This is a genomic window from Lelliottia sp. GFLA7, from assembly GCF_056490165.1.
This window is the reverse complement of sequence record NZ_JBWLAQ010000002.1, coordinates 427,082-448,188: the sequence shown is the minus strand read 5'-3', so window position 1 is coordinate 448,188 and position 21,107 is coordinate 427,082. Positions and strand designations below refer to the sequence as shown.

Genomic DNA, 21,107 nt, shown 5'->3' with positions numbered 1-21,107 from the left:
GGGGCTACCGTCAGGAGCCACTCTTATGCCAGATGACGACCGCGTCTACAGTTATTCCGCCGTGCTGATGGGCTCTCCCATTCTTCTCAAACTCTTCTCGCATAACGAAGCGCTCGCCGCGAAAGCGTTTCGTTTAATCAAACAGTACGAAGATTTGCTGACTGTGAACCGCGCGCACTCCCAGGTGATGGATATTAACCTCGCTGCTGGCAGGCACCCCGTCGCCGTCAGTCGACCGGTATTTGAATTGATTCGCTGTGCAAAAGCGGCCAGTTTGCTGGAAAACAGTGCATTTAATCTGGCCATCGGTCCGCTGGTTAAGCGCTGGAAAATTGGTTTTCAGGGCGACAGCGTCCCGCCAGCCGATGAAATCACCACTCTGCTGACGTTAACCGATCCAACGGAAGTGGTGCTTGATGAGGCGGCATGCAGCGTGTTTCTTGCTCGGTCGGGAATGGAGATCGACCTTGGCGCCATCGCCAAAGGCTATATTGCTGACCGGGTGCGGGATTTTCTGCGTAAAGAGGGCGAAACGCTGGGCTTGATTAATCTGGGCGGTAACATCCAGACGCTTGGCTCGCCAGAAGGAGGCTGGACGGTCGGCATTAAAAAACCGTTCGGCGCTGCGGATGCGCTAATCGGTTCGCTGCAAATTGAAAACAAATCGGTGGTGACATCTGGAACCTATGAGCGCTATTTCGAGCGCAACGGCACGCGTTATCACCACATTTTAAACCCACGCACCGGTTATCCGCTGGATAACGAACTCGACAGCGTGACCATTATTTCGACGGATTCCATCGACGGCGATCTCTGGACCACGCTGGTTTACGGATTGGGCGTTGAGAAAGGCTGTGCCGCGCTGCGTACGCGGCCAGACATTGAAGCGGTTTTCGTGACTAAAGCACGCGAGATCGTGTTCTCATCGATGCGTCACTTTCGTTTTACGCTGCTCGACAACCGCTATCGCCTTACTGGCAATACTGTCTGAGCAGCCCGATCTGTTCCGGCTGGAGCCGGTATCGATACACCGGACGACCGGTAGCTCCGTAATGAATGCTGGTAAACAAAATATTAATTTGTGCAAGCCAGATCAGGTATTTACGACAGGAAACCCGTGAGATGCTGACCGCATTCGCCAGATCATCGGTGGAAAACTCCGTGTCGGGATGCCCGTCAATCCACTGACAAATGGTGCGCAGCGTCTGCGGGGTTAAGCCTTTCGGCAGGCGTTTGCTGTCTGCCAGTTCCGGCGCGCCGCCGTGCAGCAGACGATCAACGTCCGCCTGTTCATAATATTGATGTGAACCCATCAGATGTTTCTTTTCCTTCCAGCCGTTTAGCGCCTCTTCAAAACGCGGAAACTGGAAGGGTTTAATCAGATAGTCCACCACGCCATAGTGCATGGAGGTCTGAATGGTGGTGGCATCGGAGGCCGATGAAATCATAATCACATCGATGGCGCGCCCAGAAGCACGGATAATTGGCAGCAAATCCAGACCATTGTCCTGCTGCATATAAACATCCAGCAGCACCAGATCGATAGCCTGGGTGGGGTTGCTAATGATGGATTGGGCCTGACTGAGCGTGGAGGCGACACCACAGCAGCTAAAACCCTCAACACGATTCACATACAGTCGGTTAAGGTCAGCCACCATGGCATCATCATCGACAATTAAGACATTTATCACGCGATTTTCCTCTCGCTATCCCAGGGGATCTGAACAAAAAATTGAGTAAACACGCCAGGCTCTGATTCTACGGCGATTTCACCGCCCAGTTTTTCGAGCTGCTGGCGGGCAAGAAATAATCCCACACCACGGTTTTCGCCTTTCGTCGAAAAACCTTTAGTAAAAATGTGCGCCAGACGCGAAGGGTCAATACCGGGACCGTCGTCGCTAATCTCACAGCTTAGCCAGCCGTTTTGATAATGCATCAGCAGACCAATTTCGCCTTCGGGTTGGTCTGACATCGCGTCGAGTGCGTTTTCGATGAGATTTCCCAGCACCGTGATCAGCACCGTGACGTGCTCCGTATTTGGCGTGTCCGGCACCTGACATTCTTCCGCCAGTGTCAGGCTAATCCCCGATTCCTTGGCGCGATTCATTTTCCCCAGCAGGAAACCGGCAATCACCGGGGATTTGATTTTGTTCTGAATGGCGCCAATATCCGTCTGATAATTTTGCGCCGTCTGGATAATGTACTCTTCCAGCTTGTCGTAGCGCTTCATGTGCAGCAGGCCCAGAATCACATGCAGCTTATTCATAAACTCATGGGAATGGGTCCGCAGGGCGTCCACGTAGCTCACCATCCCATCCATTCGCTGCATCAATTCCCGGATCTCGGTTTTGTCACGAAACGTACTGATCGCGCCAATCACTGCGTTCTGGCTTCTGACAGGAAAGGTGTTGCAAAGCAGCAGTCGGCCGTTGCAGTCGATCTCCTGATCCTGCAATGCCTTACCCGTTTGCGATACCCTGCGCAGCGAGGCGAGCATCGGAACGTGACGGGGCATATCCGCGCCTTGAGTCGGCAGCAGCAAAATCTGGCGGGCGGTGTGGTTAATCATTGTCACGCGGCCCTGACTATCAATAGCAATCACGCCTTCCTTCAGGGATTGCAGCATCGCCTGACGCTGTTCAAACAGCGCGGAAATTTCGTAAGGCTCAAGGCCAAACAGAATGCGTTTCAGCAAATGTACCAGGCCCCAGGTTCCCAGCGTACCCATTAACGCACTGAATAATACCGTCCAGATAACGCCCCAGCGGCTGCGGCTGATCTCCTCATCCACTTTTTTGAGCGATATGCCAATCGCGACCACGCCGATTTGCCGGTGCTGGTCGTCATAAACCGGCGTGAAAACGCGCAGGGCTTCTGCCAGCACACCGTGGTTTACCGACACATTCTCATTTCCAGCAAGCGCGGGTTTAAGATCCTCGCCAATAAAATGATGGCCGATAAGGCGGGTATCAGGATGAGAATACCGTACGCCCTGCATGTTAGTGACCACGGCAAAAAGCAGATCGTTGCGTCGGGTGATGGCTTCCGCGACGGGCTGAATCTGACTCTTCTCTGCGGATAAAAGCAGGCCACGCTTGACGTCAGGACTGTCGGCCAGTGTTCTGGCGATGGCCAGGGCGGTGTCTTTCACGCCGTCCCGCGTCGCCTTGGTGATCTGCATAAAGTAGAGGGCAAAGATGACCAGCAACACTGAACCAATCACACTGCTGACCATCAGCGTGACCAGCGTGTTGAGTTTCATTGGGCGCTTGCGCGTCATAACTAAAGGCTGCACATCGCTCATCCGCACTCCATGGCTAATTATTAAGGGGTAATTATCGCTGATGACGGCGCTTTCTTAAAGTCATGTAAAAGCTTACGAATACATACCTTTTCGTGACCCCCTTCGCAGGTGACCTATATAAAACACTTTATAGTGTACGGGAATTCATACAAGGAGGCAGTTTATGAGCGTTAAGCTGAACGGTTTGGTCAAGGAAAGACGTCACGCGGATACGGCGGATATCGACAGGTTGTCGACCCTGGACATGCTGAATGTGATTCATCAGGATGATAAAAAAATTACTGACGCCATCACGCCATTTTTACCCATCATTGCCCGCGTTGTCGATAATGCGGCCGCGACATTGAGTCACGGTGGCCGCCTGGTCATCGTTGGTGCAGGGGCGTCAGGCCGTGCGGCGATTCAGGCTGCCTTAGAATTTGCGCCGGGCAAACATCCCGTCATAGCGCTTGAAGCCAGAGACGGCGCGGCAAATTATGATCGGGGCGTAGCTGACCTTCAGGCCATTAATTTTGGCGAGCACGATATGATGCTGGCGCTGACAGTCAGTGGCAAAACGCCGTGGGTCTGGGGCGCTATGCGGCATGCCTGGTCGCTAAGATCGCCTGTCGCCATCATCACCAGCGACGAGCAGAGTGAAGCGGCGCAGCTGGCGAGCATGGTGATTGCGCCACAAACGGGAGCGGATGTGGTCGCTGGTTTTAATAACGTCAAAGCTGCGATAGCGCAAAAACTGATCCTGAATATGATTTCGACCGGGTTAGCTGTCCGTTCCGGTCGTGTCTACAGCAATATGCGTGTGGACCTGGAAGCCAAAAACACCCGGTGGGCCGAGAGACAAATCGCGATTGTGATGGAAGCGGGCGGGTGTACGCGTACCGTGGCGAAAGCGGCGCTAGAAAGCGGTAATCATCACTGCAAAACAGCCGTACTGATGGTCATGACCGGTCTGGATGCCTGGCAGGCGCGCGATTTGCTGGAGCAGAATAATGGTTTTATTCGCGTCGCGTTACAGGAAGCGCCGTAATATTCCTGCGCTGCTAATAAAAAAGGCCGCAATAGCGGCCTTTAAAATCGATAACGATTAGAACTGATAAACCATGCCTACCGCGGTGATGTCATCAGTGCTGATGCCATTCACATGATAGAACATATCGTCTTCATCCAGCAGGTTAATTTTATAATCTGCATAAATGGACATATTTTTGTTGAAATAATAGCTTGCGCCAATATCAGCATATTTAACGAGATCTTTTTCACTGCCGAAGGCGGTATTCAGATCCTGACCTTTAGAGATCAGGATAGACAATGCCGGACGCAGGCCAAAATCAAACTGGTATTGCGCGGTGCCTTCAAAGTTTTTAGTTTTGTTAGCGACTGCGTAATTTTTATTGCCGTACGGCGTCATATTACGGGTCTGAGAATACATGGCCGCCAGATAGATGTTGTTGTCGTCATATTTAATCCCTGCCGTCCAGGCTTCAGCTTGTTCGCCGCCAGCTGCCGTGGTGGAATTTACCTGATCGGTTGTACGGTCAGACGAGGCGAACGCTGCACCGGCGCTAAAGCCCATGCCGATATCGTAGGTTGAAGAAATACCGAAGCCGTCACCGTTTTCATGACGCACATCGCGACCGTTGCCATTATTGGTGCCTTCGTTGCCATTACCAGCGCTTTCGTTATTACCCTGGTACTGCAGCGCGAAGTTCAGGCCTTCCACCAGACCGTAAAGATCCGTGCTGCGGTAAGTTGCCACGCCGTTGGCGCGGTTGGTCATAAAGTTATCCGCTTTACTGTAAGTGTCGCCGCCGAACTCTGGCAGCATATCTGTCCAGCCTTCAACATCGTACAGCACACCGTAGTTACGACCGTAATCGAATGAACCATAATCACCAAACTTCAAACCTGCGAAGGCCAGGCGCGTCCAGGACTGGTTGGTTGAACTCTCGGTATTATTGGCCTGGAGGTTGTATTCCCATTGACCGTAACCCGTCAGCAGCTCATTGATCTGCGTTTCGCCTTTAAAGCCCAGACGTGCATAAGACTGATCGCCATCCGCGCCAGTATCCTCAGAGAAGTAGTGAAGACCATCCACTTTGCCGTAAAGATCTAATTTATTGCCATTTTTGTTATAAATTTCTGCCGCGTTCGCCGCACCTGTGACCAGTAAAACAGGCACCAAAATAGCCAATACTTTTCTTTTCATTATATATTCCTTTTTAATATCACTCATGTGAATATACGTAATCACCCTCCGCAATTACATCGGCGATACTATTCGAAACATGAAATTAAGTTTCAATAATAAATGTAATTAAATAATGTCATTTAATTCTAAATGTTTCTGTTGGTTTTGGTATTTTACGGGTGAATTTTAAAGGTTTTAATATATTGAATTTTTATAGGTTTATTATCGCCAATTTTATATTTGTAATGAATTGCCATACGTAAATGCTGAAATGCAATGCCTGAGATAAGTAAACGCACAGTGATTTATCGTGAATCTATGGGAACCCCCCCAAGTGCCAGGGCGACAGAAAGTTGCTATGGTGGGCGTTTTGATAAAGGAGGGATTATGGCGCTTACCCAGTGGCAGCAACGCTTCGAAAACTGGCTAACAGAAAATCATGACACGGATGATACCGCCCATGACATGTCGCATTTTCGCCGCGTGTGGATGACGGCGCAGCGAATGATGACCGGACAATCCGTCGACCCGCTGGTCATTCTTACGGCATGTTATTTCCATGATATTGTCAGCCTGCCAAAAAATCACCCTGAGCGCGGCCAATCCTCGCGGCTAGCGGCGCACAAAACAGGCCAAATTCTGCACGACGACTTCCCCGATTTTCCTCAGGCAATTATCCCTGCCGTACAACACGCCATCGAAGCGCACAGTTTTAGCGCGGGCATTGCGCCGCAAACTCTCGAGGCGAAAATTGTGCAGGATGCCGACAGGTTAGAGGCCCTCGGCGCTATTGGGTTGGCTCGCGTCTTTGCGGTGTCAGGCTCGCTCGGCGTCGCTCTGTTTGATGCTAATGATCCCTTTGCTGAGTCGCGCGAATTGAATGATAAAACCTTTGCGCTTGACCATTTTCAGACCAAACTTTTACGTCTGCCTGATACCATGCAAACCGAAATGGGGCGCGAACTTGCGCGTCATAATGCCGATTTCCTGGCGCACTTTATGGCGAAATTGAGCGCAGAATTGCAGGGCGACTGTCTTGGCATCGATTCTCAGGTGTTGAGCCGATTCCAGCGCAGTCTGTCACGCTGAACTATGGTAATCTGTTTCCAGTCTTTTTCGTCCGGTTGAAGGTATGCAGGAAAAACTATCAGTGACTGAGCCCGCACTCATGCTGGCAGAGAAATCAACGGCAGCGGTGCAGGATTTACTGTGCAAACTGCTGACCATCTATGACGCCAAAACGCTGGTCAATCAACTGAATGCACAAGGCGAAAGCCACTGGAGCCCGGCGATCCTTAAGCGGCTGGTTTCCAGCGAGCGGGCCGGCCATCGGCTGAGCGAGGGAGAATTTGCCCTCCTGCACAATCTGCTCCCGCGCCCACCGGCTATCCATCCAAATTATGCTTTCCGCTTCGTCGATCTGTTTGCGGGCATCGGTGGCATACGCCATGGTTTTGAGGCCATTGGCGGACAGTGCGTCTTTACCAGCGAATGGAATAAACACGCGGTGCGCACCTATAAAGCAAACTGGTACTGCGATCCGCAGACCCACCAGTTCAATGAAGATATTCGCGATGTCACGTTAAGCCATAAAAGTGGCGTTACGGATGCTGAAGCGGCTGACCATATCCGATGCACCATTCCGGCGCATGATGTTCTGCTGGCGGGCTTCCCGTGTCAGCCGTTTTCGCTGGCCGGTGTGTCCAAAAAGAATGCCCTCGGACGTGCCCATGGCTTTGCCTGCGATACGCAAGGCACGCTGTTTTTTGACGTGGTGCGCATTATCGACGCACGTCGCCCGCCTATTTTTGTCCTCGAAAACGTCAAAAACTTAAAAAGTCACGACGGCGGGAAAACCTTCCGCATTATCATGCAAACGCTCGATGAACTCGGCTACGACGTGGCCGATGCCCAGGATATGGGCGCGAACGATCCCAAAATAATCGATGGCAAACATTTCTTGCCTCAGCACCGTGAGCGCATTGTGTTGGTCGGGTTTCGCCGCGATTTAAACCTGAAAGGTGATTTTACCCTGCGGGATATTCCTTCGCTGTATCCGGCGCATCGTCCGTCCGTTGCTGAACTGCTGGAGCCCGCATTCGATGCCAAATTTATCCTGACCCCCGTGCTGTGGAAATATCTCTATCGCTATGCCAAAAAGCATCAGGCGAAGGGCAACGGTTTTGGTTTTGGGATGGTGGACCCACGCAATCCGCACAGTGTCACCCGCACGTTGTCGGCGCGCTATTACAAAGATGGCGCCGAGATCCTCATTGACCGCGGTTGGGATAAAGCCCTGGGTGAGATCGATTTTGACGATCCGCAGAACCAGCGCCATCGTCCGCGTCGTCTTACGCCGCGTGAGTGCGCGCGTCTGATGGGATTCGAGTCGCCTCAGGGGCACAGTTTCCGCATTCCGGTTTCTGATACTCAGGCCTATCGACAGTTTGGCAATTCCGTGGTCGTTCCGGCGTTTGCGGCGGTGGCAAAACTGCTGGAATCGCGAATTAAACAGGCTGTCAAATTGCGCCAGGGTAAGGCCGTCAATGACGGATGTGCACAGTAAGGCGACGCGCAGCAAAAACATGCGTGCTATCGGCACGCGTGATACTGCAATTGAAAAACGGCTTTCAGGCCTGTTAACGCAAGCGGGTTTTGAATTTCGCGTTCAGGATGCTGCGCTGGCGGGACGGCCTGATTTCGTGCTCGACCGCTATCAGTGCATCATCTTCACCCACGGCTGTTTCTGGCACCATCATGACTGTTATTTGTTCAAAGTGCCCGCCACGCGTACCGAGTTCTGGCTGGCGAAAATCGGTAAAAACGTCGAGCGTGATAAACGCGATACCGCCATTTTACTGGCGCAGGGATGGCGAGTGCTTATTGTCTGGGAGTGCGCGCTGCGTGGCAGGCTAAAGCTTGATGACGCTGCCCTGACGGAGCGCCTGGAAGAGTGGATCTGCGGCGGTGGCCAGACCGCGCAGATCGATACCTCAGGAATTCATCTGCTTACGGTTTTTCCGCCTCACACGGCGTAACAATGGGTTTCGCCGGGAAAAGATATTTCCCGAGCGTGACCAGCACCACCGCCATGATAATCACGCCCAGCGCTAACCACTCGACGGATGACAGGGTCTCGCCTGCAAACGATGTCCCTAACAGCACGGCCACCACAGGGTTAACGTACGCGTAGCTGGTGGCGACGGCTGGACTGACGTTACGGATCAGGAACATATAAGAGTTAATGGCGATAATCGAGCCGAAAATCGCCAGATAACCCACCGCCAGAAAACCAGAAAGACCCGGCATGGCCGTGAGCTTTTCGCCGGTGATCGTGGAGGCGATTAACAGCACGATTCCGGCGGCCAGCATCTCAATCGCGCCCGCCATCATCCCGGAAGGTAATTCGATGCGTGACCCCAGCACGGAACCAAACGCCCAGCTCAGAGACCCCATCAGGATCAACAGCGCGCCCCACGGATTACCGCTCAGATTGCCGCCGCTGTTGAGCAAAATAATTCCCGCCAGGCCAATGCCAATGCCCATCCACTCCAGCTTGCGGGTGCGAATGCCAAACAAACGGCTAAAGCACAGCGTAAACAGGGGAACCGTTGCGACGACCACGGCTGCAATGCCTGACGGCACGTTCTGATGTTCAGCCACCGTAACAAAACCATTGCCCACAGCCAGCAGCAGCAGGCCGATCAGCGCCGCGTTTACCATCGGACGCAGCGGGGGAAGTTGATGACCGCGGATCAGTAAGAAGGCCAGCAGCAACACACCGGCTGATAAAAAGCGGATGCCTGCCATCATCAACGGCGGCCAGCTTTCCACGCCGACGCGAATGACAAAATAGGTGGAACCCCAAATGATATAGAGCGAGAAAAGTGCTCCAATAAGCGGTAATAGTTGCCTGAAACGCATAGTCCCTCACGGCGAATTAAAAAGGTCGCTCATAGTAAACGTCAAAACTATCGGGCTGGCGAGCGCTTTAGTTGTATCAATGATGTGAATTATTTGTTGACTTAAGGTGCGGGTTTCGAGGTTCGGATTTTTGCTCCATACTATTCACTTAATTATCAAAATAAGAAGGATCAGATTTTGGCAGGAAGTAGCTTATTAACATTATTGGATGATATTGCCACGTTGCTGGACGACATATCGCTGATGGGAAAACTGGCCGCGAAAAAGACGGCCGGTGTTTTGGGTGACGACTTATCGCTTAACGCTCAGCAAGTGTCTGGCGTTCGCGCCAACCGCGAGCTGCCAGTGGTGTGGAGCGTGGCAAAAGGGTCATTTCTCAATAAGGTGATTCTGGTGCCGCTGGCGCTGCTGATCAGCGCGTTTATCCCGTGGGCCATTACGCCGTTGTTGATGATAGGCGGTGCGTTCCTCTGCTATGAGGGCGTCGAGAAGGTGTTGCACTCGTTTGCCTCGCGCAAGGATGAAGAGACGCCGCAGGCTCGCCAGCAGCGTCTGGAAGCGCTTGCCGCGAAGGACCCGCTGGCTTTTGAGCGCGATAAGGTTAAAGGCGCGATTCGGACCGATTTTATTCTGTCGGCTGAAATCGTCGCCATCACTCTGGGGATTGTTTCAGAAGCCCCGCTGCTGAATCAGGTGCTGGTGCTCTCCGGTATCGCGATTGCCGTGACGATCGGCGTTTATGGCCTTGTCGGGGTGATCGTGAAGCTCGATGACATGGGCTACTGGCTGGTGGATAAATCTAATGCCGTGGCGAGAATCGTCGGTAAAGGGTTGCTGGTACTGGCGCCATGGCTAATGAAAAGTTTGTCGGTGATCGGCACGCTGGCGATGTTCCTGGTGGGTGGTGGGATTGTGGTTCATGGTATTGCGCCGCTGCATCACGCCATTGAACATTTCGCTCAGGGGCAGGGGAGCGTGGTGGCGGCCATTTTACCGATGATCGTCAATCTGGTGATTGGCTTTATCATTGGGGCCATCGTCATCGCGGGCGTGAAAGGTATCGCCAAACTGCGCGGTGTTTCGCACTAAATGTTCTACGCGCGCTATGGAAAAAGGGCCATTCCTCGTCTAGATTGAAACAGTTTCACCCTGATACTGGAGGCGGTTATGGTCTTTGTGGTCAGTGATGAAGTTAAGCCTAAAAATGGTGGCCCACGTATGATTGTCACGGGATATTCCAGTGGCATGGTGGAATGCCGGTGGCATGACGGTTTCGGCATCAAGCGAGAAGCTTTTCGTGAAGAGGAGCTACAGCCGGGTGACAAACCGCAGCGACGCGATACGGCTTAATCACGTAAAGCCCGGCATGTCCGGGCTTTTTGTTGACTATCGCTTCAGGCGATGCGTGTCTCAATGTATCGAACCGTCGGGCTTAGGTATGATGCGTACAGTGAAGATGTGAGCAGGGAGTTTGTGTGCAGCGCGATACCTTTGTCATCAAGAAAAATCTGCTGGAACGGTTACGTCACCATCCTGGGCAAATCGTTAACGTATGTTTTCTGGTTGTTCTCATTGTTTCCACGATTCTGACATGGCGAGAAGTCGTCGTGCTGGAAGACGCGTACATCTCCAGCCAGCAAAACCATCTGCAAAACGTGGCCAACTCGCTGGACCGGCAGCTTCAGTACAGTGTCAATAAACTGCTCTTTTTCCGCCAGAGCATGGGGGATGCGCTGCAAACACCACTTGGGCTGCGCGTCTTGCACGATGCCGTCCTGAGTTTTAACCATTTGCGCGCTAAACCCTTCTGGCAGCTTGATGTTGAGCAGCGGCGCGCGTTGCCGATAAACGGTGTGTCAGATGGCATGGTTGAGCGGACCACACTTCTGACACGCGATGACCAACGTCTCGGTGGGGAACTCTCTGCGGCGCTGGAAGTGGGCTATTTGCTGCGCCTTGCCGTCTCGCGCGCCAATAATAAAGAAAAGCGCATCACCTATGTCTCGCGTGCGGGATTTTTTGTGTCGACGGAACCCGCCGCGCTCAACAACTCCATCATCTCCCGTTACTACACTCTGGTGACTCGTCCGTGGTTTACTCACCAGACTGACCGCGACAATCGCGCCCGCGCGGTGCGCTGGTTTATGGCTCCCGCTTCCGCATCACAGAATGAACGCCTGATCACCGCCAGCGTGCCGGTGTATCAGGACAACTACTGGTACGGTGTGCTGGCGATGGATTTCACGCTTCCGACCATGACTCAGTTGCTGATGGACGCAGTTGATCAGCGCAAAGACGGTGAATACCAGCTGTATGACAATCGTCTCAATTTGATTGCGACCTCTGAAGAAAACGCCGACAGCGTCATTCACTTTGATGCGCAAGAGCTCGCCCAAATCGCGCAGGCGGTGGAAAACGATACACAAGGTGGCCTGCGGTTAAGCACGCGGTTTATCAGTTGGGAACGCCTGGAACATTTTGATGGTGTGGTGCTGCGAGTCCACTCCCTCAAAGACGGCGTGCGGGGGGAATTTGGCAGTATCAGTATTGCCCTCGCGTCGTTATGGGCACTCTTTACGGCGACGCTGCTGATTTCGTGGCTGGTGATCCGTCGGATGGTGAGCAACATGTTTACGCTGCAAAATTCATTGCAGTGGCAGGCCTGGCACGATCCGTTGACCCGACTCAACAACCGTCGTGCGCTCTTTGACCGGGCACAGGCGCTGGCCGAGGAGTGCCGCCAGCAGCAACTGCCGTTCTCCGTCATTCAGCTCGATCTCGACCATTTCAAAAGCATTAACGATCGCTTCGGTCATCAGGCGGGTGACAAAGTGCTGTCCCACACGGCCCGGCTGATTACGCATGCGTTGCGAAGTAGCGATGTGGCAGGCCGAGTGGGCGGTGAGGAGTTTTGCGTAGTGCTGCCGGGCGCGACAGCGGAGCAGGCGGCCGGTGTGGCGGAGCGCATTCGGGTGTCTATTAACCGAAAAGAGATACTGGTGAAGAAGAGCACCACGGCGCGGGTCAGCGCCTCGCTTGGCGTCAGCAGCACGGAAGAGAACGCCAATTTCGATTTTGAGCAATTGCAGTCCATTGCCGATGCGCGTCTTTATCTGGCGAAACAGCAGGGCAGAAATCAGGTGGTGTGTCGCGGCCCGGATAAAAAGTGATCCAGCCCTTCTCGCCAGCCCTCAGGCCCCGCCTGCTGAGTGTGGTATACGCGTTCGGGGATATCCTCCTGGAGCTGGATCCCGAGTCGATTGATGCTTTTGACCACCACGGCGTAATCGACATTATCAAGCAGCGGGGCGTCGTTTGGACCATCGCCAAGGCCGATGGTGGTCGGCACAAACCCCTCGCGCTTGCGGTATTCGTCAATTAACCAGTTGACCGCCTGATCTTTCCCGCCGCGCGCATCCAGAATGTGCCAGAACCGCGCGCCCTGAATGAATTTGAATCCCATCTGGGCCAGCTCAGCCTCAAACTTCGTCATCTGTTCATCGCTGTCCCGCCAGATAAGGGTCACCGACGCTTCATGCAGTCGCGCCAGAGACGATCTTTCGCGATTAAGCCCGGTCCACTCGCCGATAACTCGTTCATCCACGTCATCAAACGTGGTGAATTTATAGCCGTCGCGCTCGCGAAGGGGGTTAATGACATCGCAAATGTCGCTGTTCGGCGTGCCATTGATCAGCCGCGGCGCATCGGGATGGTCATCCCAACGCACATCCAGCTGGATAACCGCACCGTTCTCGGCAATAAACGGCAATCCTTCCAGCCCCAAATCCTGCTGGATCTCAAGCGTTTCTGCGGCCGTTTTACTGCTGCACAGAATGACGGGGATCTGGTGGTCTTGCAGCTTATCCAGCCACGCAGAGGCGGGTCGCCAGTCGTAGGTATGGATATCCAGCAGCGTTCCGTCCAGATCGGTAAAGACTAAAAGCGTCTCCTTGAGTAAAGACATGGCGTCTCCCGATTAACCGTTGATTTCATAACAGACCTAAGATAAATCCCAAAACAAATCGTGCCTTTACGCGCACGATAATGGAAACGATCCCAACAACCCTTTGGCAGCGAGCGCTGGGGATTTATAACTAAAACGAGGGGTCATAGAACAAAGTATTTATGACCAGAATATATCCTTGTCATGCAAAAAAATTGGGGATAAGGTAAATCCCACATCAGATTTCCTGGTGTAACGAATTTACAAGTGCTTCTTGCATAAGCAAGTTCATCCCGGTCATCCCCATGGCCGGGATTTTTTTCGTCTCAGCGATTCACTTCCGTCACGCTAAAATCATGGATATCTAATTCGAACGCCTCTGCCAGTTCGCGGTAGGTGTGGTAGTCGTGTCCGTTGACGACCACGCGGGTGGGGTCATCTTTGGTGCGACGCACTTCGCTTTCACTGATCTCGTTAATGGCCGCCAGCAGGGCATCGACATCCACGTTCACTTCTCGTTTGGCGGTCTCGCTGTACTCTTTCGCGGTTTTCATTACGCATACCTCATTTCACCGTATTCAGCGTTAAGTATAGACTGCCCACAAAAGCGGCAATCATTCAGGCAGGCGCTGCCAGTTGTTGCGAATTGTTCTACACTGGCTCAAAACCACAGGAGGATTTTATGAAGGTAAACGATCGGGTAACCGTAAAGACAGACGGTGGACCGCGCCGTCCGGGCGTAGTGCTGGCAGTCGAACACTTTAGCGAAGGCGTGATGTACCTGGTGTCACTGGAAGATTATCCGCTCGGGATCTGGTTCTTTAACGAGATGGGGCATTCCGACGGGATCTTTGTCGAGCTCGCTGAGTAGTGGCGTGTCGGGTGAGATGCTGCTTACCCGACTCACTTCATCGAACGAAAAATCTCTGGCGAGGCCAGAGATTGATGGGGCGCAAAAGAGAATAAAACGATTAACGCATGTTCACAAAAATGCCATTTGTCACATTATCCGTCAGACGAACAACATGATAGATAACTTGTTTATTATGCGTTTTAATTTTCCTTTTAATATTTCCCTTATGTGATGAAACGGTTTTTGCTTTGATATTCATCTGGTCGGAAATCTGAATTGTCCCTTGTCCCGCCATCCACATTCGCAACATACTTGATTCAGTACGGCTTAATGATAACGTGGGTAAGTTAAATTCTCCTACACTCTTCGCTTCTTTATTTAAATAATCACCCAAAATGTCATCCAGTGACTCGGGCTTAATCGACTTCGAACTGATCAATAAGTTTTTACGCACCAACAAATATTCATCGAAATGGATATTCGCAATCGCCATAAAAACAATAAACAGGGTTTTAGGATGCTGATTAATGATTTGCTTAATGTGCTGACTGTTGGCTGGATCGTGAATGAAACAGTCCTCATTAATAAACACCACGCCGGGCTTGTATGCTTCACAAGCGGCTGCAAGTTCGTCAACATCGTGTACATCATTGACGTCTCGTTTTTTGACCCCTCTACTCGCAAGATACCCGGTTAGCCCTAGCCGGGTGTAACTGCATAAATCCATAATGATCGTTGACATGGCATACCCTCACTCAATGCGTAACGATAATTCACCATCTGCCTGAGAGCTCAAAACAGCCATACGGGATGGATAAAAAAGGTATTAACCTGTGAGCAATACAAAGACTTTCAGGCGGACTCACTATCCCGTAAAGTTACGTATAATTTGCCAGGAATCATCTTAAAGTAAAGTAAATATTAAGTATTGTGAAGGGTATAAAAACAAATAAACCGCACCAGATATATCCTGGTAGATGTTTTCTATGTTTTATTTTAGGAATATCCTCAGAGAGACAATATAAACATCAGGGGTTAGTATTTCGAGGTAGCTCACGAACAATATCGGATAAGAGATTGAATATTTCGCTAAATAAATGTTCGCAGAAAGGGGCAATCAGCGGCATTAATAGTCCCATTAAAATCAAACCAACCGTCAGGGTGATCGGGAAACCGATGACAAATACCGAGAGCTGCGGTGCCATTCGGTTCAACAAGCCCAGCGACAGGTTTACGGTCAGCAGAAGCGTGATGACCGGCAACGCCAGCATCAGCCCATTGATGAAAATCAGCCCGGCGGCACGGGTGAGTGCCAGAAATGCGTTGCTGTTGACCGGATTGCCGCCGATGGGCAACGTATGGAAGGTGTCCACCAGCATCGAAATCAGCCACAGGTGACCATTGAATGTCAGGAACAGCAGCATGGCCAACATATCAATCACGCGGGCCAGCACGGGCATATTGAGGTGGCTGCCTGGGTCAAAGAAGGTGGCGAACGACAATCCCATCTGCAGGCCGATCAGCTCACCGGCGGTACGGATCGCCGCAAAGGCGAGCTGCATGGTGAATCCAATCGCCACGCCAATCAGCACCTGCTGAAGCGCAAGCCAGATTGCCTGCGGGGAGAAAATAGGAACATTCACCGGTGGCAACGTTGGCGCAATCACGAACGTAATCAACATCCCCAGGCCAATTTTGACGCGTTTAGGAATGGATTTTTCGCTCAGGATCGGCGCAGTCATGATCAACGCCATCACGCGCAGCAACGGCCAGAAATAGAGGCCAAGCCACTCTATGAATTGATCGCTGGTGAAATGTAGCATTCAGATAATCAGCCGATGATGTACGGCAGATTGGTAAACAGGTTGCGCATGTAATCGAGCAACAGGTTGAGCATCCACGGTCCGGCGACAATGATGGTCACGAACACGGCGATGATTTTAGGAATGAACGACAGGGTCATTTCGTTAATCTGGGTGGCGGCCTGCAAAATACTGATCACAAGGCCGGTGACCAGGGCCACCAACAGTAAAGGCGCGGCAACGGAAATGGCGACTTTCATCGCTTCCGTGCCCATCATCATGACCGATTCAGGTGTCATTGCGCGCTCCTCAACTGTAGAAACTTTGCGCCAGCGACCCGACAAGCAATTGCCAGCCATCTACCAGTACGAAAAGCATAATCTTAAAGGGCAGGGCAATGGTAGCAGGGGGCACCATCATCATACCTAAGGCCATTAACACGCTGGCGATCACCAGGTCGATAATCAGGAACGGGATAAAAATAGTAAAACCGATCTGGAAGGCCGTTTTCAATTCGCTGGTGACGTAGGCCGGCAGCAAAATGCGCATCGGCACGGCTTCCGGTCCCTGAATCGGGCCTTCGTTAGCCAGACGGGCAAACAGCGCAAGATCCGCCTCGCGGGTCTGACGCAGCATAAATTCACGCAGCGGCTGCGCGCCTTTTTCCAGCGCCACCTGCATGGAAATTTTATCTTCACTGAACGGCTGATAGGCGTCGGCATAAATCTTATCGATGACCGGCGACATGATAAAGAAGGTCAGAAACAGTGCTAAACCGAGCAGCACCTGGTTAGGCGGCGCGGACGGTGTACCCAGCGCGTTTCGCAGCAAACCAAAGACGATGATGATGCGCGTAAAGCTGGTCATCATCAGCAAAATAGCCGGGATAAACGTCAGCGAGGTAATAAAGACCAGAGTCTGCACCGGCAAAGACCAGCTTTGTCCTCCTCCAGCCATCGGTGTGGAAATCAAGCCTGGTAATTGCGCATACACGGCGGGAGCAAACAGGGCGAGGCCTGCAAGCGTAAGGGACAACAAACGGCGCATCACGATCTCCCGGAACGCTTAAGCAAACTCTTTAACACGGACTGAAAATCCGCTGGATTCTCTGCGTTATCCTCGCCCACAACAGGCGCAGGAGGCAGTTTATGAAGCACATTGATTTGTGATGCGGTGACGCCAAGTACCAGGCGCGCATCTTCAACGTCGACGATAATCACGCGCTCGCGTGGGCCCAGCGAGGCGCTGGCACTCACTTTCAAACCGCGCGTGTTGGCGGTTTTACCCGCCAGACCAAAGCGTTTCGCGAGCCACGCCATAATCAAAATAAAGGCAATAATACCCAACAGCGCACCGCTTACCTGAAGCAGCGGTGAGCCTGGAACCGCAGAGGGCTGTGAGACGATTGCCTGGGTTTTCATACTTAACGGCTCAGACGACGCATACGTTCGGAAGGGGTGATAATGTCGGTAATACGCACACCGTATTTATCAGCCACAACCACAACTTCGCCCTGAGCAATCAAATAGCCGTTGATCAGGATGTCCAGCGGTTCACCCGCCAGGCCATCAAGTGCCACAACAGATCCCTGCGTCAGGCGCAGTAACTCTTTGATGGTCATACGCGTACGACCCAGCTCAACAGTCAGCTTGACCGGGATATCCATAATCAGGTCAATATCTTGCAGGGTGCCGCTCACGTCACCGCCGCCTAACTGCTGGAACACCGCATCCGCAGCGCTTTTGCTCGCGGGTGCCTGTTGCTCGTTTAATGCATCAGCCCACAGATCGTCCAGCGCTCCGCTGTTTGCATCGGACGGATTGTTCATATCACTCATTTGGGCTGTTCCTCATTCAGCGAATTCAATATCGGATTGATCAAGTGCTCAACACGTAGCGCATATTGACCGTTTACGGTGCCGTACTGGCTGGTCAATACAGGTACGTCATCCACATGGGCAATAATACGGTCAGGTTTTTCTATCGGCAGAACATCGCCCGGTTGTAATTTCAGTATCTGAGATAACCGTAGCGGAATATCCGCAAAACTTGCCACCAGTTCCAGCTGCGAGTGCTGAACCTGACGGACCAGATTCTCACGCCAGTTCTGATCTTCGTTGCGGGAGTTTTCCAGCGGCGGGTTAACCAGCACTTCACGCAGAGGTTCGATCATGCTGAACGGCAGGCAAATATTGAATTCGCCGGTCAGGTTACCGATCTCAACGTGGAAAGGTGTGTTCACCACAATGTCGTTAGGTGACGTCGTGATGTTGGTAAATTTCACCTGCATCTCGGAACGCACATACTCCACTTCCAGCGGGTGGATCGCTTTCCATGCGTCGCTGTACGACTCAAGCGCCAGCTTCAGCATGCGGTTGATCACGCGCTGTTCAGTGTGCGTAAATTCGCGTCCTTCCACCTTCGTCGGGAAGCGGCCATCGCCACCAAACAAGTTATCGACCGCGATAAACACCAGGCTCGGAGAAAACACGAACAGGCCGGTGCCACGCAGCGGTTTCAGATGGATCAGGTTAAGGTTAGTTGGCACCGGCAGGTTGCGGGCAAACTCATGATACGGCTGAATGCGAATCGCACCGACGGTGATGTCCGGGCTACGACGCAGCAGGTTGAACAGGCCCATACGGAACTGTCGTGCAAAACGTTCGTTGATGATCTCCAGCGCCTGAAGGCGCTCGCGCACCACGCGACGCTGGGTATTGGGATCGTAGGGACGAATTTCTGGCTCGCCGCCCAGACCCGGTTTTGGATCATCGTTCTTCTCGCTGTCGCCGTTAAGCAGCGCATCGATTTCCGCTTGAGAAAGAATACTATCGCCCATGTCTCTACCGCAGGATGAAAGCTGTGTACAGAACGTCAGTGACTTCCTGCTTAGGTTGACCGGTTACCAGTGGTGGTGCCAGCGTTTGCTTGATGGCCTCGACCAGCTTCTGCTTACCGTCATCAGTTGACAGCCCAGTGGCGTCCTGACGAGAGAACAGCAGCAACAGGCGGCTACGGACTTCGGGTAAATAGTCACTCAGACGTGTGCGCGTGGCCTCGTCTTTCAAACGCAATGTAATGCCGATATAAAGCACGCGATCCGCGTCACCGAGGTTAACGGTAAACGTATCCATTGGGAAAAAGACCGGGGCCGGAGGCGGTGGGGGTTCTGCTTTAGCAGTGGCTGACGGCGCTTGCTGCGACCGCCAGTAACTATAGCCAGCAGTGGCGCATGCGGCGAGCGTAATCAACACCAGCAGCGGGATCCAAATGGAACGCTTGCCTTTTTTGGTGATTGCGGAGTCAGTCATCGGTTACGTGCTTCCTGTTTCGGTACAGCTAATAGAGTGATTATCCCGTGTTCTGCTTTTGTCAAAGCGTGGAACAAACGAAGATAATCACGTTACCTCTGGCGTTTAGGCAAAGATGTCTACCGCGCCATTTCCGCGCGCTGCAGACTGTAATGCAGCAGGCGTGATCAGCAATTCATCATTTTCATCGTTCATTTCGCCCTGTTGGCCGGAACGAGAAGCATGCTGTTGCTGCTGGAAAGACGACTGCTGCTGGTTCGCAGAGCTGTCACTGCTGATAGTACTTTGTGATAACTGAATGCCGTTTTCAGCAAGCTGCGTGCGCAGCATCGGGAGCGCCGCTTCCAGTGCCGAACGCACATGACCATTCGCAGAAATCATCTGCAACTGAGCCTGGTTATCATCCATTTTAATTGAGATTTGAACTTGACCCAAATTTTCAGGATGCAAACGCAACTCAGCGCTCTGCTGGCCTTGTTTAGTAAACAGTGTGATATGTTGGCTGACTGCCTGTTGCCACTCTTGCGTGCCCAGTGGCTGGCTCAGTAATGGCGCGGATGCGACGTTAGTGGGTGCCGGTGGGGTTGTGCCGTTTGTCATGATCGGTGCGAGAGAAGCAGAAGGTGACGCGGACGAGAACGCACTCGCGGCTTCATGCTTTTCCGCCGCGGCTGTGGCAACTGGCGTTAATTGCGCGCTGGCGGACAGCTTGCTGTCCACATCAGTGGTTTGTGCTTTGGTTTTGCCAAGGGTAGACGCATCATCATTCAGTGCAGCCTGACGGCCAACACCCGGCTGAGAGAGTGCCGCCTGCGTGGTCACCGCGTTCACTTCGTTAGCAGGTGTAGCCCGAGCCGTCGCGGTTTGCTGATGCGGGAGCATCGCCATTAATGCGCTTAACCCGGCCAGATCTTCTTCGCTCAGATCGCTTTTGCTGTCTTCTTTTTGTGCGTCAGCCACGAGCGTTTTCAACGCATCGCTGTGCGTCGCAGGCAACAGCCCGGAGACCAGGCTTTGGATTGTGGTTTCGGCAGTGGCCGCTTGTGCCGCATCGTCGGCTTTGAACAGATCCTGACGCGCCAGCAAAGAGGCGAGTTTGCTCGGGATGGCGCTATCGCCGTCCTGTAATAAGGCCGCTTTCGACAGTTTGCCGCCAGCCGCTTTAAGATCGGCCAACGTCAACGGGGCGTCTTTTCCCTGGCCTGTGGCGTCGGTTAATGCACCTGCCAGCAGGGAGAGAAAATCTTGCGCGCCATCCGCGCCTTTACCCGTCTGCGTACCGCCGGACAGGTCGCTGTCGGTCATCAGCAGTTGTTGCAGTGTGATCATTCAGATTTCCTCATTGATGCGCGCTGGGCAAACTCATCCATTTTTTTCTGATCAAGGCGGTTCTCGGCAAGCAGTGTTGCTGCGCTCTGTCGGTCCTGTAACGTTGTCCAGGCCTGGAGTCGCTGCTTCTTCTCACGCCAGAAATCGAGCGCCTTATCCACTTTTTGGTTCCACTGCGTCAGCTGTTGGCGATGCTGTTCAATCGCTTTTTCCAGCGTCTGAATAAACTGTTGATAGTTAATCCAGCGCTGGCTGCCAATGCCCTGTGTCATATCGGTATTCAGGTTGGTACGGTATTCATGCTGATAATCGATCAGCATCGATAACTGTTCTTCGGCCTGCTGACAGCCGCGCCGCATCGCACCAAGTTGTAATGCGGCATCATCTACTTCTTTTTCAGCCAGATCTTTCAGCGTAGCTAATGCGCCATGTTCCGCCATAATCTCCGCCCTCC

The 21,107-nt window shown here is 52.6% G+C and carries 25 protein-coding genes; 9 read left to right on the top strand and 16 right to left on the bottom strand.

All coding sequences use genetic code 11. The features are described 5' to 3' along the window. Window positions 1–25 precede the first annotated feature (25 nt). Window positions 26–991 carry an FAD:protein FMN transferase gene (locus tag AC07RN_RS07715; protein WP_478336035.1) on the top strand — a complete coding sequence of 322 codons (966 nt, stop codon included), beginning with the start codon at window positions 26–28 and terminating at the stop codon, window positions 989–991. On the opposite strand, the gene dcuR is transcribed toward AC07RN_RS07715, so the two are convergent. Both dcuR and AC07RN_RS07705 read right to left on the bottom strand, forming a co-directional pair. Beyond that, window positions 972–1,691 (bottom strand): two-component system response regulator DcuR, encoded by a 720-nt coding sequence (gene dcuR / locus AC07RN_RS07710; RefSeq protein ID WP_015959558.1) that lies wholly within the window; start codon window positions 1,689–1,691, stop codon window positions 972–974. The genes AC07RN_RS07715 and dcuR overlap by 20 nt on opposite strands. Beyond that, entirely contained in the window at window positions 1,688–3,304 is a 1,617-nt protein-coding gene (locus AC07RN_RS07705) for a sensor histidine kinase (protein WP_478336034.1), read from the bottom strand. The genes dcuR and AC07RN_RS07705 overlap by 4 nt, the downstream gene beginning before the upstream one ends. Window positions 3,305–3,467: 163 nt before the next feature. Here AC07RN_RS07705 and AC07RN_RS07700 point away from each other — a divergent pair, with 163 nt between their 5' ends. Then, entirely contained in the window at window positions 3,468–4,331 is an 864-nt protein-coding gene (locus AC07RN_RS07700; RefSeq protein ID WP_478336033.1) for an N-acetylmuramic acid 6-phosphate etherase, read from the top strand. Between the two features lie 57 nt (window positions 4,332–4,388). Here the strand turns inward: AC07RN_RS07700 and ompC are convergent, their stop codons facing one another. Continuing rightward, window positions 4,389–5,510: a porin OmpC gene (ompC, locus tag AC07RN_RS07695; protein WP_478336032.1), complete on the bottom strand. Its 1,122-nt coding sequence runs from the start codon at window positions 5,508–5,510 to the stop codon at window positions 4,389–4,391. 369 nt (window positions 5,511–5,879) lie between these two features. Here ompC and AC07RN_RS07690 point away from each other — a divergent pair, with 369 nt between their 5' ends. Genes AC07RN_RS07690 through AC07RN_RS07680 form a run of 3 tightly spaced genes read left to right on the top strand, consistent with a single transcriptional unit; the run spans window position 5,880 to window position 8,530 of the window. After that, complete coding sequence (locus AC07RN_RS07690) at window positions 5,880–6,581, top strand: phosphohydrolase (RefSeq protein ID WP_478336031.1); 702 nt, start codon at window positions 5,880–5,882, stop codon at window positions 6,579–6,581. A 43-nt stretch (window positions 6,582–6,624) separates the two neighbouring features. Then, on the top strand, window positions 6,625–8,058 hold the full coding sequence (locus AC07RN_RS07685) for a DNA cytosine methyltransferase (RefSeq protein ID WP_478336030.1): 1,434 nt from the start codon (window positions 6,625–6,627) through the stop codon (window positions 8,056–8,058). Next, entirely contained in the window at window positions 8,039–8,530 is a 492-nt protein-coding gene (locus AC07RN_RS07680; RefSeq protein WP_235133584.1) for a very short patch repair endonuclease, read from the top strand. Before AC07RN_RS07685 ends, AC07RN_RS07680 begins: the two co-directional genes overlap by 20 nt. On the opposite strand, the gene yedA is transcribed toward AC07RN_RS07680, so the two are convergent. Next, window positions 8,502–9,416 (bottom strand): drug/metabolite exporter YedA, encoded by a 915-nt coding sequence (gene yedA, locus AC07RN_RS07675; RefSeq protein ID WP_478336029.1) that lies wholly within the window; start codon window positions 9,414–9,416, stop codon window positions 8,502–8,504. The genes AC07RN_RS07680 and yedA overlap by 29 nt on opposite strands. A gap of 177 nt (window positions 9,417–9,593) precedes the next feature. Between yedA and AC07RN_RS07670 the strand changes: the two genes are divergently transcribed. The 3 genes from AC07RN_RS07670 (at window position 9,594) to dgcQ (ending at window position 12,586) form a co-directional block, all read left to right on the top strand. Beyond that, window positions 9,594–10,505 (top strand): DUF808 domain-containing protein, encoded by a 912-nt coding sequence (locus AC07RN_RS07670; RefSeq protein ID WP_478336028.1) that lies wholly within the window; start codon window positions 9,594–9,596, stop codon window positions 10,503–10,505. 78 nt (window positions 10,506–10,583) lie between these two features. Beyond that, complete coding sequence (locus AC07RN_RS07665; RefSeq protein ID WP_015959549.1) at window positions 10,584–10,766, top strand: YodC family protein; 183 nt, start codon at window positions 10,584–10,586, stop codon at window positions 10,764–10,766. Window positions 10,767–10,891: 125 nt separating this feature from the next. Further along, a complete protein-coding gene (gene dgcQ / locus AC07RN_RS07660; protein ID WP_478336027.1) occupies window positions 10,892–12,586 on the top strand; it encodes a cellulose biosynthesis regulator diguanylate cyclase DgcQ in 1,695 nt (564 codons plus the stop codon). Here dgcQ and AC07RN_RS07655 read toward each other — a convergent pair. Continuing rightward, a complete protein-coding gene (locus tag AC07RN_RS07655) occupies window positions 12,553–13,380 on the bottom strand; it encodes a mannosyl-3-phosphoglycerate phosphatase-related protein (RefSeq protein ID WP_478336026.1) in 828 nt (275 codons plus the stop codon). The genes dgcQ and AC07RN_RS07655 overlap by 34 nt on opposite strands. Window positions 13,381–13,685: 305 nt before the next feature. Continuing rightward, window positions 13,686–13,913, bottom strand: coding sequence for a YodD family peroxide/acid resistance protein (gene yodD, locus AC07RN_RS07650; protein ID WP_478336025.1), 228 nt, complete (start codon window positions 13,911–13,913; stop codon window positions 13,686–13,688). Window positions 13,914–14,041: 128 nt separating this feature from the next. Between yodD and dsrB the strand changes: the two genes are divergently transcribed. Next, complete coding sequence (dsrB, locus tag AC07RN_RS07645) at window positions 14,042–14,230, top strand: protein DsrB (protein WP_478336024.1); 189 nt, start codon at window positions 14,042–14,044, stop codon at window positions 14,228–14,230. 100 nt (window positions 14,231–14,330) lie between these two features. Here dsrB and rcsA read toward each other — a convergent pair whose 3' ends face one another. From rcsA to fliJ, 10 genes are all read right to left on the bottom strand, one after another. Then, window positions 14,331–14,954, bottom strand: a complete 624-nt coding sequence (gene rcsA / locus AC07RN_RS07640; RefSeq protein WP_015959544.1) for a transcriptional regulator RcsA — start codon at window positions 14,952–14,954, stop codon at window positions 14,331–14,333. 286 nt (window positions 14,955–15,240) lie between these two features. Then, window positions 15,241–16,035, bottom strand: a complete 795-nt coding sequence (gene fliR, locus AC07RN_RS07635) for a flagellar biosynthetic protein FliR (protein ID WP_015959543.1) — start codon at window positions 16,033–16,035, stop codon at window positions 15,241–15,243. Between the two features lie 8 nt (window positions 16,036–16,043). Beyond that, window positions 16,044–16,313: a flagellar biosynthesis protein FliQ gene (fliQ, locus tag AC07RN_RS07630; protein ID WP_015959542.1), complete on the bottom strand. Its 270-nt coding sequence runs from the start codon at window positions 16,311–16,313 to the stop codon at window positions 16,044–16,046. 10 nt (window positions 16,314–16,323) lie between these two features. After that, window positions 16,324–17,061 (bottom strand): flagellar type III secretion system pore protein FliP, encoded by a 738-nt coding sequence (gene fliP / locus AC07RN_RS07625; protein WP_331389883.1) that lies wholly within the window; start codon window positions 17,059–17,061, stop codon window positions 16,324–16,326. Beyond that, a complete protein-coding gene (gene fliO, locus AC07RN_RS07620) occupies window positions 17,061–17,435 on the bottom strand; it encodes a flagellar biosynthetic protein FliO (RefSeq protein WP_478336023.1) in 375 nt (124 codons plus the stop codon). The genes fliP and fliO overlap by 1 nt, the downstream gene beginning before the upstream one ends. Window positions 17,436–17,437: 2 nt before the next feature. Further along, on the bottom strand, window positions 17,438–17,851 hold the full coding sequence (gene fliN, locus AC07RN_RS07615; protein ID WP_015959539.1) for a flagellar motor switch protein FliN: 414 nt from the start codon (window positions 17,849–17,851) through the stop codon (window positions 17,438–17,440). Then, window positions 17,848–18,852, bottom strand: coding sequence for a flagellar motor switch protein FliM (gene fliM / locus AC07RN_RS07610; protein WP_015959538.1), 1,005 nt, complete (start codon window positions 18,850–18,852; stop codon window positions 17,848–17,850). The genes fliN and fliM overlap by 4 nt, the downstream gene beginning before the upstream one ends. Before the next feature lie 4 nt (window positions 18,853–18,856). Next, window positions 18,857–19,324 (bottom strand): flagellar basal body-associated protein FliL, encoded by a 468-nt coding sequence (fliL, locus tag AC07RN_RS07605; RefSeq protein ID WP_015959537.1) that lies wholly within the window; start codon window positions 19,322–19,324, stop codon window positions 18,857–18,859. A 105-nt stretch (window positions 19,325–19,429) separates the two neighbouring features. Continuing rightward, the gene (gene fliK / locus AC07RN_RS07600) at window positions 19,430–20,653 is read right to left on the bottom strand and encodes a flagellar hook length control protein FliK (protein ID WP_015959536.1); all 1,224 of its coding nucleotides are present in this window, start codon (window positions 20,651–20,653) and stop codon (window positions 19,430–19,432) included. Continuing rightward, a complete protein-coding gene (gene fliJ, locus AC07RN_RS07595; RefSeq protein ID WP_015959535.1) occupies window positions 20,650–21,093 on the bottom strand; it encodes a flagellar export protein FliJ in 444 nt (147 codons plus the stop codon). The genes fliK and fliJ overlap by 4 nt, the downstream gene beginning before the upstream one ends. Window positions 21,094–21,107 lie beyond the last annotated feature (14 nt).

Coding starts and splice junctions, on each gene's coding strand:
- AC07RN_RS07715 (WP_478336035.1), top strand. CDS start 26: ATGCCAGATGACGACCGCGTCTACAGTTATTCCGCCGTGCTGATGGGC.
- AC07RN_RS07705 (WP_478336034.1), bottom strand. CDS start 3,304: ATGAGCGATGTGCAGCCTTTAGTTATGACGCGCAAGCGCCCAATGAAA.
- AC07RN_RS07700 (WP_478336033.1), top strand. CDS start 3,468: ATGAGCGTTAAGCTGAACGGTTTGGTCAAGGAAAGACGTCACGCGGAT.
- ompC (WP_478336032.1), bottom strand. CDS start 5,510: ATGAAAAGAAAAGTATTGGCTATTTTGGTGCCTGTTTTACTGGTCACA.
- AC07RN_RS07690 (WP_478336031.1), top strand. CDS start 5,880: ATGGCGCTTACCCAGTGGCAGCAACGCTTCGAAAACTGGCTAACAGAA.
- AC07RN_RS07685 (WP_478336030.1), top strand. CDS start 6,625: ATGCAGGAAAAACTATCAGTGACTGAGCCCGCACTCATGCTGGCAGAG.
- AC07RN_RS07680 (WP_235133584.1), top strand. CDS start 8,039: ATGACGGATGTGCACAGTAAGGCGACGCGCAGCAAAAACATGCGTGCT.
- yedA (WP_478336029.1), bottom strand. CDS start 9,416: ATGCGTTTCAGGCAACTATTACCGCTTATTGGAGCACTTTTCTCGCTC.
- AC07RN_RS07665 (WP_015959549.1), top strand. CDS start 10,584: ATGGTCTTTGTGGTCAGTGATGAAGTTAAGCCTAAAAATGGTGGCCCA.
- AC07RN_RS07655 (WP_478336026.1), bottom strand. CDS start 13,380: ATGTCTTTACTCAAGGAGACGCTTTTAGTCTTTACCGATCTGGACGGA.
- yodD (WP_478336025.1), bottom strand. CDS start 13,913: ATGAAAACCGCGAAAGAGTACAGCGAGACCGCCAAACGAGAAGTGAAC.
- dsrB (WP_478336024.1), top strand. CDS start 14,042: ATGAAGGTAAACGATCGGGTAACCGTAAAGACAGACGGTGGACCGCGC.
- rcsA (WP_015959544.1), bottom strand. CDS start 14,954: ATGTCAACGATCATTATGGATTTATGCAGTTACACCCGGCTAGGGCTA.
- fliR (WP_015959543.1), bottom strand. CDS start 16,035: ATGCTACATTTCACCAGCGATCAATTCATAGAGTGGCTTGGCCTCTAT.
- fliQ (WP_015959542.1), bottom strand. CDS start 16,313: ATGACACCTGAATCGGTCATGATGATGGGCACGGAAGCGATGAAAGTC.
- fliP (WP_331389883.1), bottom strand. CDS start 17,061: ATGCGCCGTTTGTTGTCCCTTACGCTTGCAGGCCTCGCCCTGTTTGCT.
- fliO (WP_478336023.1), bottom strand. CDS start 17,435: ATGAAAACCCAGGCAATCGTCTCACAGCCCTCTGCGGTTCCAGGCTCA.
- fliN (WP_015959539.1), bottom strand. CDS start 17,851: ATGAGTGATATGAACAATCCGTCCGATGCAAACAGCGGAGCGCTGGAC.
- fliM (WP_015959538.1), bottom strand. CDS start 18,852: ATGGGCGATAGTATTCTTTCTCAAGCGGAAATCGATGCGCTGCTTAAC.
- fliL (WP_015959537.1), bottom strand. CDS start 19,324: ATGACTGACTCCGCAATCACCAAAAAAGGCAAGCGTTCCATTTGGATC.
- fliK (WP_015959536.1), bottom strand. CDS start 20,653: ATGATCACACTGCAACAACTGCTGATGACCGACAGCGACCTGTCCGGC.
- fliJ (WP_015959535.1), bottom strand. CDS start 21,093: ATGGCGGAACATGGCGCATTAGCTACGCTGAAAGATCTGGCTGAAAAA.